Annotated in this window: 10 protein-coding genes and 1 pseudogene; 5 read left to right on the top strand and 6 right to left on the bottom strand. The window is 57.3% G+C overall.

Annotation, left to right across the window (positions count from 1 at the left end; genetic code table 11):
- A partial coding sequence (locus tag WLY71_RS26525; protein ID WP_347805908.1) for a CinA family protein occupies nt 1-343 on the bottom strand: 343 nt, incomplete at its 3' end.
- A 130-nt stretch (nt 344-473) separates the two neighbouring features.
- Here WLY71_RS26525 and WLY71_RS26520 point away from each other — a divergent pair.
- The 4 genes and pseudogenes from WLY71_RS26520 to WLY71_RS26505 all read left to right on the top strand — a co-directional run.
- Nucleotides 474-659 (top strand): annotated as a pseudogene (locus tag WLY71_RS26520) (hypothetical protein); the annotation flags it as partial.
- A gap of 46 nt (nt 660-705) precedes the next feature.
- Nucleotides 706-2,049: a cation:proton antiporter gene (locus WLY71_RS26515; protein WP_347805907.1), complete on the top strand. Its 1,344-nt coding sequence runs from the start codon at nt 706-708 to the stop codon at nt 2,047-2,049.
- A gap of 53 nt (nt 2,050-2,102) precedes the next feature.
- Nucleotides 2,103-2,534 (top strand): hypothetical protein, encoded by a 432-nt coding sequence (locus WLY71_RS26510; RefSeq protein ID WP_347805906.1) that lies wholly within the window; start codon nt 2,103-2,105, stop codon nt 2,532-2,534.
- Nucleotides 2,535-2,789: 255 nt separating this feature from the next.
- Nucleotides 2,790-3,266: a PA2171 family ribosome-binding persister protein gene (locus WLY71_RS26505; protein ID WP_347805905.1), complete on the top strand. Its 477-nt coding sequence runs from the start codon at nt 2,790-2,792 to the stop codon at nt 3,264-3,266.
- A 58-nt stretch (nt 3,267-3,324) separates the two neighbouring features.
- Here WLY71_RS26505 and WLY71_RS26500 read toward each other — a convergent pair whose 3' ends face one another.
- Entirely contained in the window at nt 3,325-3,861 is a 537-nt protein-coding gene (locus tag WLY71_RS26500) for a hypothetical protein (RefSeq protein WP_347805909.1), read from the bottom strand.
- Between the two features lie 339 nt (nt 3,862-4,200).
- Here WLY71_RS26500 and WLY71_RS26495 point away from each other — a divergent pair, with 339 nt between their 5' ends.
- Entirely contained in the window at nt 4,201-4,446 is a 246-nt protein-coding gene (locus WLY71_RS26495) for a hypothetical protein (RefSeq protein ID WP_347805904.1), read from the top strand.
- A 9-nt stretch (nt 4,447-4,455) separates the two neighbouring features.
- On the opposite strand, the gene WLY71_RS26490 is transcribed toward WLY71_RS26495, so the two are convergent.
- From WLY71_RS26490 to WLY71_RS26475, 4 genes are all read right to left on the bottom strand, one after another.
- The gene (locus tag WLY71_RS26490; protein WP_347805903.1) at nt 4,456-6,375 is read right to left on the bottom strand and encodes a hybrid sensor histidine kinase/response regulator; all 1,920 of its coding nucleotides are present in this window, start codon (nt 6,373-6,375) and stop codon (nt 4,456-4,458) included.
- A gap of 87 nt (nt 6,376-6,462) precedes the next feature.
- Nucleotides 6,463-7,371: a zeta toxin family protein gene (locus tag WLY71_RS26485; protein WP_347805902.1), complete on the bottom strand. Its 909-nt coding sequence runs from the start codon at nt 7,369-7,371 to the stop codon at nt 6,463-6,465.
- A 128-nt stretch (nt 7,372-7,499) separates the two neighbouring features.
- The gene (locus tag WLY71_RS26480) at nt 7,500-9,779 is read right to left on the bottom strand and encodes an ATP-dependent DNA helicase (RefSeq protein WP_347805901.1); all 2,280 of its coding nucleotides are present in this window, start codon (nt 9,777-9,779) and stop codon (nt 7,500-7,502) included.
- Nucleotides 9,776-11,443, bottom strand: coding sequence for a VRR-NUC domain-containing protein (locus tag WLY71_RS26475; protein ID WP_347805900.1), 1,668 nt, complete (start codon nt 11,441-11,443; stop codon nt 9,776-9,778). The genes WLY71_RS26480 and WLY71_RS26475 overlap by 4 nt, the downstream gene beginning before the upstream one ends.
- Nucleotides 11,444-11,589 lie beyond the last annotated feature (146 nt).

Genomic DNA, 11,589 nt, shown 5'->3' with positions numbered 1-11,589 from the left:
AACAAATGGTGCCGGCCGGAATGCCATCGACATCTTCCGGGCCGAGGATGCCGGTGGTCGCCACGGCGACATTGGCCGTGCTGTCGCGCAGCGCACCCAACGCCATTTCCCGAGCGACTTCACAACTGGTCAGGTTGAATGTTTTGATCGTATCGGGGCTGACGTTGAGCAACCGTTGTTTCGCTTCGGGGGAATAAACTACATAGCCGCTTTCGATCAGCTCCCCGCTGTGCGGGATCTCAGCCAGCAGCGTGACGATTTTTCCGGCCGTGCAAGACTCTGCGGTGGTCAACAGCAAGTCGTTTTCACGCAAATACTCGACCACGGATTGGCTGATGCTCATGGAAAATCATCCAGACAGAGAGCTGCTCGGTTGACCTTCGCCGTCTCCAAACATTCCCTTTATCGGACCACGCTCGGCTCAGGGGATAAAAAAATGAACCCCTGTCAAAACCCACCCCTCCATACGCTTAAGGGCGACCGTCAATCAATGCATCGGTTATGCCTACACCGTGACGCCGTTTTTCCTCGCCGGTATTGCCGGTCTGTACCCAAGCCGCTGGTTGGCGATCCTGGTGCTGGTCACCCTCCTGGTCTCAATGATCCTGCTATGGTTTAACGTACTGACGCCTGAATACCTGCGCGCGACCGTCGGTTGATCGTCAAAGCCTCTACATCGCGGCACGCACCCGACGAGTACCGAGCATGAGTTTCATTTTATGGGTGGCGGTGCTGGGGGCCGTGCTGCTGACGCTGGCACTGACATCGTCGTACCTGCGATGGATGCCGGTGACTACGTCGGCGGTGTGCCTGGTGCTGGGTGTCGCCATCGGGCCCGCGGGATTCGGGCTGTTGAAACTGGACACCGAAGATGCGTCCACCTGGATGGAGCACCTGACGGAAGTCGCGGTGCTGTTTTCGTTGTTTGTCTGTGGTTTGAAGTTGCGCTTGCCGTTCAAGGATAAAAACTGGCGCATTGCCTACGGCCTGGCCGGTCCGGTCATGGTACTGACCATTGCCGGCGTCAGCCTGTTGCTGCATTACGGTTTCGAATTGCCCTGGGGCGCCTCCGTGTTGGTCGGCTCGATTCTGGCCCCCACCGACCCGGTGCTCGCTGCCCTGGTACAAGTCAACGACGCCCGGGATGACGACAGCGTGCGCTTCGGGCTGTCGGGTGAGGCCGGGCTCAATGACGGGATCGCCTTCCCGTTTGTCATCCTCGGCCTGCTGCTGGTGCAACACGACGGCAACCCCGGCTGGCTGAGCGATTGGGTGCTCCGCAGTCTGTTGTGGGCAGTCCCGGCCGGTTTGCTCACCGGCTACTGGATGGGACGCGGTATTGGCCGCCTGACCTTGTTAATGCGGATCCAGAATGACGACAGCACCCTTTCCCCGAATGATTACCTCGCCCTCGCCTTGATTGCCCTGGCGTATGTCGGGGCCGAGTCGATTCACGGTTACGGTTTTCTGTCGGTGTTCGCCGCCGGTCTGGGTTTGCGTCATGAAGAAGTCAAATCCACGGGCGACGACGAACTTCCCGCCGAGCATCTGGTTCAGCCTGTTGTGGGCCATCAGAACGTCGAGCCGCAAGATGCCGTTCATGGTGATACCGCAAGCCTGGAAGACACTCAGGTCGCCGCGGGCATCATGATGGGCGACATGCTCGCCTTCGGCAGTCTGGTGGAACGGGCCATGGAAGTCTTTCTGGTAACGCTGCTCGGCGTGGTGCTGATGGCGCACTGGGACTGGCGTGCGTTGCCGATCGCTGGCGTGTTGTTTTGCCTGATACGACCGCTGAGCGTCGTCGCCATGCCTTGGGGCAGTTTGCTCAACGGCCACCAGCGAATGTTGATTGGCTGGTTCGGCATACGCGGCATCGGCAGTCTGTATTACCTGTTTTATGCCCTGAACCACGGCCTGGACCCGTCGATTGCAACGCTCTGCATGGATCTGACCTTGTGCGTGGTCGCGCTAAGCATCCTCATCCACGGGATCAGCACCCAACCGATGCTGGCCCGATACGAACGGCATAAAAAACAGGATATTTGATTTGATGTCTGCACGTTCAGGGTCGGAATTATCGAGTTTTCACGTTCATAAATTTGAAATTCTTTTGCGATCCAGCCAGTCACAACCTTAATCCCGTCCGGCTTTTGCACGGTGGGACTTGCCAGGTTCGGTTCCCCTGCGGCGTCGATACCTATCAAAAAGATCCTCGAGAAAATCAGGTGCTGGTCATGATTCACTATTCCACCTCCGAAGAAATCAAAGCCTGCCGGGCCTTCGCCCTGGAACGTAATCATCAAATGTTTGAAGACGCCCAGGCACTGAGCCGCAGCGCCTGGGCGTTACTTGAGGTCGACGACATGGATGTGGAACTGTTTGATCGCTATCAGGCCATGCGCAGAAAGGCCGACTTGAAGTTCGAGGAAGCGATCGAGCACTTACGGCTGCTCAACGAAGATTTCCCGCCTGTCTCGATGTCAACGCAAAACGCTCATCGTTTGCTCCAGCACCCCGAATCCAGAGCCTGAACTTGAAAAGCCCCGCACAGTCGCCGGGCTTTTTATTGACTGGAACATCACTGCTCCACTGCGAACTGCATGAGTCGATTTCCGGACTCATGCAGGCTGCATGACCGCAGTTCGCCATCAGTCACTTCAACTTATTGTTTTATAAACACGTTATCGCACTGGCAAACCGGCACGACAAATGCTCAAGGACATTGAGCGACTTTCGGCCTTGAGACCGTTCGCGCTCACCCCCTGACTCGTTGGAGAGACTCGACCATGAACGCCATAGTCCTGTTGAAAGCAGACCATGAACGCGTAAAAGGCATCCTGACCCAATTAAGCGAATCCACCGAACGTGGTGTTAAAAAACGCGGCGAGTTGCTGGCCAAGCTGGAAATGGAGATCGCCATCCACACCCGTCTCGAAGAGGAAGTCTTGTACCCGGCGTATAAAAAGGCTGGAGGCAAAGAGCAGGACGTCATGTACTACGAAGCCAAGGAAGAACATCGCACCGTTGATTCGCTGGTGCTGCCGGACTTGAAGGTCACCGACCCTTCCACTCCGGAATTTGCCGGTCGGGTGAAAGTGGTCAAGGAACTGCTGGAACATCACATTGAAGAAGAGGAAACGGAAATGTTTCCTCAGGCCAAAAAACTGTTGGGTAAAGCCACCCTGGAAGAATTGGGCGCGCAAATGGAAAGTTTGAAGGCCCGATACAAGAAAGAAATGAGCGCAGCCAACCTGGCGGCTTGATGCAAGTGGCGAGACAGCAAGAGGCCCGGCATATGCCGGGCCTTTTTGGTTGTTCGGTTCACGCGCCGGGGTTGGTCACCTGGATGTAAAACGCGTAGCTGCCCAGCAGCATCCAGAACGTGGCGAAAATCCACGGCGTACGCACCGAAAACAACAACGACTTGCGATACCCCTTATGGGACGATTCCATCTCACTGAACAGCGGCGACTCATCGTAAGCTAGGCCCATCAAAGGTTCGCTGCGCAACAACTCACTCTGCTTGAAATGCCAGTGATCGATGATGTCGTATGCCGCGCGAATCCCCGGCCAGGCGTTGAGCGAACTGAGCAGCCCCAACAGCGCCAGGAATGGCGGCACCACCAGGGTGAAGAGTTTTCCCCACTCGGGGTTGAGGTTGGACATGCAGGAGGCGAAGGCAATCACCAAAAACGATTGCGCCGCCAGGTAGGCATCAGTGCGATTGGCCAGAATGCTGGTTTCGTACTGGATTTCCCGGCGGTAGAAATCCAGGCGCTCCTTGGGTGAGCCGAACATCTTGGCATTGTGTTCGGTCAGGCTTTCTTCGCTCGGGGCTTTGGTCAGTATTCTTGGCACAGGAGGGTCACGCACGGGATAGAAGACGTTTAGAAGAAACGTCTTCTGACAAGTTCAGCCGGATTTCAACGCGCCCTCCAGGCCCCCATCAAGGCACCCTCGCCGCCATACACAGGATCGGCCACGGAAAGTGGAACCTTGGCGATTCGAGCAACGGACTGGTCGTGAGTCGTCGGGTCCGGGCGCTGAATGTCATACTTTTCCTGGCCTTTTGGATAGGCTGTTAAAAACTCTGAGCCACTCGATGGCGAAAAATTCAAAGGCATCGTGAGGCAAAGCCTCGAACGGTGCCTCGTCACAGTGGTCCCTGACATAAGGGTCTGACATTAAGGAATGAGGATGGACTATCTCGATTGGGTGCAATGGCCAGCGATGCTGATCACGGTGCTGGCGGCGTGGTTGATCGGCTCCCAAAACCCCAGACGCAGGGTCTCGGGTTTCATCTGTTTTATTGTCAGCAATGTTTTATGGGTGATCTGGGGTTACCACACCCAGGCCTATGCACTGATCGTGTTGCAGTTTTGTCTGTGCGCCATGAACGTGCGCGGCTTCAAGAAGAACGCGGGGGCCACCGCCGAACATTGAGCTCGCTGGTCATTTCATGGCCGTGGCGATGATTTCCACCAGATTGAGTTGGGTAAAAGGTTTGGACAGGCGCGGAAGTCTGGTTGCGAAACCTTCCAGGCGCTCGGCGTAACCGGTGGCAAGGATGATCGGCAGGCTCGGCTTGATGATCCGGATAGCCTGCGCCAGTTGCGCGCCATTCATCTGTGGCATGGCCATGTCGGTGATGACCAGGTCAACCGCTGATTCAGTGTCGAATACTTTCAGCGCTTGCGCCCCGGACGTCGCACTGATCACCCGATGCCCCAGGTCTTCGAGTAACAGGCAGGTACTGGTCAACACGAGGCTGTCATCATCCACGACCAGCACGCATAGACGGTGCACCGGCGGTGCGGCCTCCTCGGTAACAGGCTTGGCAACCGAACCGGTCGTGGCGACGGGTATCCACAGTTCGGCGATCGTGCCGATGTCCTTCTGACTCTTGAGGACGAATCGTCCGCCCAGTTGCTCGATGTAACCATGCACCATCGACAGTCCCAGCCCCGTGCCTTTGCCAACGCCTTTTGTGGTGAAGAACGGGTCCATTGCCAAACCGAGCGTGGCGTCATCCATACCCTCCCCCGTGTCGATGACACTCAGGCAGACATACCGGCCTGACAACAGGGATAACTGCGGTTGATCCCAGGTTTCTTCAGCCTTGGCACTGATAACGATTTTTCCGCCATGGGGCATTGCATCGCGGGCGTTGGTCACCAGGTTCAGTACCGCCAGTTCAAGCTGATTGACGTCGGCGAGGACCGGCTCGATTTCTTGCGAAAAGCGGGTTTCGAGTACCACGGAAGGCCCGAGCGAACTGCGCAACAGCCCTCTGATCCCTTGCACCAGCGCCGGGATCTGGACGGATTCGGCTTTGAGCTCCTGACGTCTGGCAAACGCCAGCATGCGCTGGGTCAGGGTTACGCCCCGCAAGGCCCCCTGAGTGGCGTTGTCCACCAAACGGGTAATTTTCGGATCGTCCCCCACGCGTTTGCGGACGATTTCCAGATTGCCGAGGATGACGGTCAGCAAATTGTTGAAGTCGTGGGCGATGCCACCACTGAGTTGGCCGATGGCCTGTATTTTCTGCGCCTGAAACAGCGCTTCGCGGGTTTGCTCCAGCGCCTGCTGGGCTTGTGTGGCTTCGGTGATATCACGGGTGATCTTGGCGAAACCGAGCAGCGTGCCGGTTTCGCCCCAAATCGGATCGACCACGACATTGGCCAGGAACCGCGTACCGTCCTTGCGCACGCGCCAGCCTTTGTTTTCGAATCGCCCTTCACGTAGCGCAATGTCCAGGGTCCGTTGCGGTTGGCCGGCCTCGCGGTCTTCCGGGGTGTAAAACATCGAAAAGTGCTGGCCGATGACCTCTTCGGGCAAGTAGCCCTTGATGCGCTGAGCCCCAAGGTTCCAGTTGGTCACGCGGCCATCCGGGGCGAGCATGTAGATGGCGTAGTCAGTGACGCTTTGAACCAGCAGGCGGAACTGCTGCTCGCTTTGCTTGAGGACTTCTTCGGCCATTTTGCGGTCGGTCAGGTCGCGGGTAATCTTGGCAAACCCGAGCAACTTGCCCGACGGATCGAGAATTGGATCGACCACTACGTGGGACCAGAAGCGCGTACCGTCCTTGCGAACCCGCCAGCCTTCTCCCTCGAAACGCCCTTCCCGAATCGCCGTGTCCAGCGCTCGCTGGGGCTTACCGGCAAGGCGATCCGCTTCGGTATAGAAACGCGAAAAGTGCTGGCCGAGTATTTCGGCTTCTTCATACCCCTTGAAACGCTTGGCGCCAGCGTTCCAGCTGGTGATGATTCCATCGGGATCAATCATGTAAATCGCGTAATCAACGACAGCATCGATCAACAACCGAAAACGACTGTCGTCGATGGCGCTGGCTTTGGTCCGATCCTCGTTCATTGATCCCTCTGGGTATTACCGTTTTTTTGGAGTATGCGACAAACCACGCATTTGGAAAGTCGGAAAAACGGTACTCGTCGCCCAGCGTTATCGATTCACGTGTTTGACGATGTAGGCGTATAGATCGTTGTAGACGAATTTCGGAACATGCGAAGCATGAGTCGCCATCTTGAGCAGTGCCAGGTGGCACTCTTTGATGACTTCGTCGCGATCGCTCACCGCGAAGACGTGGTTGTCGATAATGCTGGAATAGACGCTGTACGCAAAATCCACCTTGGTTGTCGTCATGGTGACGGTGCCGTTGGCAGCTTTGGAGTAAGTACTCTGGGCAATCAAGGTTCGCTCGTTCAACCCACCGAACCCGCGCTCGTACAAATTGATTTGCGAGCCGCTTACCGCCTTTGCAGCCGTCTCGAAGGCCAGGATGATCGCAGGCGCATAATTCATGCTGGCATTCAGCTTCGATACCGTGAGAAACCGTTCCATTTCCTGGTCTTCAAGGCTTTTGAACGCTCGTTTAATGCTCGACACATGAGCAAACTCTTGAGTGCAGCCCACGATGTGAGTTTCGAACTGATAACCGGCGGCGGTCGCCAACGGCGGGAAGGCCGCGAAATCGACACTGTCGAACGCACATTCCATGATGATGTTGAATTTGCAAGTGAAGGCCTGCGTATGGATCTTCGTGCTGACTTCACGAACAAATGCCTCGGTATGCTCATACGCATGCAAGACGCCAAGTTTGATCATCTCTGCGTATTGGGGGTGTTTCTTGCGGTAGTCGGGCAGGTACAGACGAACATAGTTGTCGTAGCGTTTTGACGGCAGCAGGTTCTTTTCCAGCAGATAGGTTTTGCCTGACCCTTGCAGCCCGGCAACGACCAGAATTTTGGGGGTTGCCTCGGCCGTAATGCCGCTGAACAGCGTCGCTTTTATTTCATTGAATGCTGCGGTGACCTGCTCAGGGGTGTACGTGTATTTCGGTGCTACTGACATATCTTGATTTCCTTATCAAAGATTCAGCTTGGAAGTAATGCTTGGTTCTTTGAATAAAGACGGCATTCGCTGATCGTTCAAATGGGCGTGTCTTTCAAGATATGTCGATGTTTTTAAAGTAAAAAATCCTACTCGACAGTGTGCAACAACCTCGGAGCAATCGACCACCAGCGTGGCAGTAGCTGCTTGACCTTGCTATCGCCAAACCGGTCATCGATCAACATCACCACCCCTTGATCCTGCTGGGTGCGGATCACCCTCCCCGCCGCCTGCACCACTTTCTGCACACCGGGAAACAGGTAGGTGTAGTCATAACCGGCGCCGAAAATCGCTGCCATGCGCTGTTTCAACTGCTCGTTGACCGGGTTGAGTTGCGCCAGTCCGAGGGTAGCAATGAATGCCCCGATCAGGCGCGCACCGGGCAAGTCGATGCCTTCGCCAAAAGCCCCACCCAACACCGCGAAACCGACGCCCTGACTTTCGGCCGTGAACTGATCGAGAAAGTCCTGTCGCTGCCCTTCCCCCATCCCCCGGGACTGCGACCACAGATTGATGTGTGGATGTTTCTCGGCCAGCAACTGCGCCACTTGCTGCAAATAATCAAAGCTGCTGAAAAACGCCAGGTAGTTGCCGGGACGTTGACTGAACTGCCGGGCAATCAGCTCGACGATCGGCGCGAGGGATGACTGGCGATGGACGAACCGCGTGGAGATCTGGCTGACGATGTGCACTTGCAGCTGATCGGCGTGAAATGGCGATTCAACGTCGATCCACACCGTGTCCGCCGGCGTGCCCAGCAGATCGGCATAGTAGTGGCGAGGGCTCAGGGTCGCGGAAAACAGCACGGTGCTGCGTGCAGCCGTCAAGCGTGGGCGGATGAAGCCGGCGGGCACCACGTTGCGCAGGCACAGCTGCGACAGGTTGCGTTGGCGGTCGAGGTCGCGCTTGCTGATGTCGAACAGGAACTGTTCATCAAAGAGCTCGGCCACCCGGCAAAATTGCAGCATGTCGAAATAGAAGTTCTGTAACGCCCCGTCCAGGCCTTGCGGATGATCGTTCAGGTAATCGCCGATGCTCGCGCTGCACGATGACAACGCCTGGAGCAGTTTTTCCGGCGCCTTGTCATAGGCCTGATAGGCGCCGAGTTGCAGGTTATGCAGGGCATTCCACTCACGGTTGACCCGTTGCAAGGTTTTTTTCAACGCCTCGGGCGCGGTTTTTCGTACGCCGTTGAGAGTCGATTGGTCGAGGCTGGCGCTGTACATCTGCCGGCCACGCTCCACCAGGTTGTGCGCTTCGTCCACCAGCACCGCGACTTTCCAGTTATTGGCCTGGGCCAGCCCGAACAGCAGCGCGCTGAAATCGAAATAGTAGTTGTAATCGGCGACTACCACGTCTACCCAGCGGGCCATTTCCTGGCTTAGGTAGTAGGGACAGACGTCGTGTTGCAGGGCAACCTCGCGCAATGCGTTCTGGTTCAGCAGGGACAACTTGCTGGCCGCCTGGCGAGCGGCGGGCAAGCGATCATAGAAACCCTGGGCCAACGGGCAGGATTCGCCGTGACAGGCTTTGTCCGGATGCTCGCAGGCCTTGTCCCGGGCGATCATTTCGAGCACTCGCAAGGGTGGCGCGTCGGCGCTGTCGAGGATCACTTGCGCGGCGTCCAGCGCCAGTTTGCGCCCCGGAGTTTTCGCCGTGAGGAAGAACACCTTGTCCAGTTGCTGCGGCGCCAGGGCCTTGAGCATCGGGAACAGCGTGCCGACCGTCTTGCCGATCCCCGTAGGCGCCTGGGCCATCAAGCAACGACCGGTGCTGACCGCCTTGAACACCGACTCCGCCAGATGACGCTGCCCCGGTCGAAAGTCGGCATGGGGAAACGCCAGTTGTTGCGCCGCCCGATTACGCCCTTCGCGATGAGCCATTTCCTGTTCGGCCCAGTGCAGGAACAAGGCGCAATGTGCTTCGAAGAACAGCCCCAATTCCGCGGCGCTGAACGCCTCGACCAGGCAGGTTTCCTTTTCGCTGACGATGTCGAAGTACACCAGGGCCAGATTGATCTGCGCCAGATCCAGTTTCTGGCACATCAACCAGCCGTAAATCTTCGCCTGCGCCCAGTGCAGCTGACGGTGGTTGGCCGGTTGCTTGCTCAAGTCGCCGCGATAGGTTTTGACTTCTTCCAGGCAATTTTGCGCGGGGTCGTAGCCGTCGGCCCGGCCCTTTACCTTCAACGTTTGATACAGGCCTTCAAGCGCGACTTCACTCTGGTAGCCCTCGCTGCGCCGGGACGCCACCGTACGGTGGCCGACAATCCCTTCCAGCGCCGTCGGCGAAGGCGTAAAACGCAGGTCGAGGTCACCGACCTTGGCGGTGAATTCACACAGCGCCCGCACCGCGATGCTGTAACTCAAGCGCCCTGCTCCGCCCATTGCACGTAGCAGACGGCAATCGGCATCTGGTGCTCATGGCAGAACTCGAGCCAGCGCAATTGATTGTCTTGCAGGCGATCACCGGGGCCTTTGACTTCGATCATCCGGTAGGTTTTGTCCTGCGGCCAAAACTGGATCAGGTCTGGCATGCCGGCGCGATTGGCCTTGATGTCCGACAGCAGTCGATTGAACCAGTGCTTGAGGTGTTCGGCCGGCAGGCAATCGAGTGCCTGATCGAGCAATTCTTCGTTCAGCACACCCCAGAACACGAAGGGCGACTGCACGCCCCACTTGCTGGCATAGCGTTCACGAATCGTCTGGCGGTAACGCCCGTCATCGAGTTCAGCCAGGCAGCCCTGGAACAGCTCCGCGCGGCGTGCGTGAAAGTCCTCATTGAGCAGATCCACCGGCCCACGCTGGAACGGGTGGAAAAACGCCCCCGGCAACGGGGCGAAAATCGCCGGCCAGCACAGCAGTCCGAACAGCGAGTTGATCAGGCTGTTCTCGACGTAATGCACCGGTGCCGACTCTTGCGCCAAATGCGCCTGAACGTAAGACTCCACCGACAACGCCGGGTCGGTTCTGGGCAGTTGCAGGTCCAGGCGCAGCATTTCCCGTGGGGACGAGCGCTTCATCACCGGACCGCCCAACTTGCGCCGCAGCCTGGGCAGCACACGCAACAATTGTTGCTGTTCGGCGGCACTTTCCGGCGATTGCTCCACCGAGGTGGCCAGGTCCATGGCCAGTTGGTATTCACCACAGCGCTCCAATACGCGAATCAACCGCAGGCGCGCGCCGGGATACGCACACTCGCGGTAGATCGTCAGTGCGGTAGAGAAATCCGCCAGGCGCTCGCAGTGCTGACCGATCTGGAACAACAGTTTGCCGCGACGTCTTTGCAGCCAGGGATTGCTCAGCGCCAGCCCTTTGATCTGCTCGACAATGCCTTCCACGGCTTCGCCAGCCTCGAAATGCAGCTGACACTGATGAAGAAAGAGACAGGCGTCCACGTCGTCACGGCTGCGCAGGCCTCGGGAGTCGGCGCAGAACTCGACTTTTTCATAGCTAAAGATGCCCAGGTCAGCCAGCACGAACTCGGACCAGTCCTGGTAAAGATTGCCGAAAAACATCAAGCGCAGCCGGTCGCACAGGCCCATGATGGTCAGGCTGAACAATCGGTCATCCAGCGACGGGCACCACTGGCCGAAGCTGTGAACCAAGGGAAATTGTTCGCTCAGTGCGGGCAGCCAATCGGTCTTTTTTCCCTTGGGTTGATCGACGGTGTCGCCAAAACACTGGAGAATTTCCGCCTTGAGCAGCACCTCGAACAGCGCTTCGATCGACAGCGGCGATTGCTCATCGATCCAGCCCAGCGCCAGCAGTGGACCGGCGGCGATGGCGATGTCGCCGATTTCGACGTAATGCAGCTTGCTCACCCGGAAGTGATTCCCCTTGCGCATCACCATCCTGACCAGCAGCGCCCTGGGTTCACGGGGCAACCACTTGAACTCGCGGATGAAGTGTTGCTCTTCGGCACTCAACACATCGGCATAACGATGCTCAAGCCATTCAAGCACTTGCATGAAGTTGTTCAAGTAGTAGAACGGATCGTCGAGAGGATTTGCAGTCACAGGAAAAAGGGCCATGGCGAGCGAGTACTGGTTATGCGTACAGATACCAGCTACGCCCTGCCCGGGCAAACGGAAAAGGATAAGCGGCGGCGTTATTCGGTAATTTTTCGGCTGGCTATGAACTTTCTGCCGATCCATCGCACCAACCGCGATAGAGGTAC

Origin of the sequence: Pseudomonas rossensis, from assembly GCF_039888995.1 — a bacterium.
Taxonomy (GTDB): Bacteria; Pseudomonadota; Gammaproteobacteria; order Pseudomonadales; family Pseudomonadaceae; genus Aquipseudomonas; species Aquipseudomonas rossensis.
Note: the sequence above shows the minus strand (reverse complement) of the source record. Positions and strands in the feature narration are given on the sequence as shown.

Coding starts and splice junctions, on each gene's coding strand:
- WLY71_RS26495 (WP_347805904.1), top strand. CDS start 4,201: ATGGACTATCTCGATTGGGTGCAATGGCCAGCGATGCTGATCACGGTG.
- WLY71_RS26490 (WP_347805903.1), bottom strand. CDS start 6,375: ATGAACGAGGATCGGACCAAAGCCAGCGCCATCGACGACAGTCGTTTT.
- WLY71_RS26485 (WP_347805902.1), bottom strand. CDS start 7,371: ATGTCAGTAGCACCGAAATACACGTACACCCCTGAGCAGGTCACCGCA.
- WLY71_RS26505 (WP_347805905.1), top strand. CDS start 2,790: ATGAACGCCATAGTCCTGTTGAAAGCAGACCATGAACGCGTAAAAGGC.
- WLY71_RS26515 (WP_347805907.1), top strand. CDS start 706: ATGAGTTTCATTTTATGGGTGGCGGTGCTGGGGGCCGTGCTGCTGACG.
- WLY71_RS26475 (WP_347805900.1), bottom strand. CDS start 11,443: ATGGCCCTTTTTCCTGTGACTGCAAATCCTCTCGACGATCCGTTCTAC.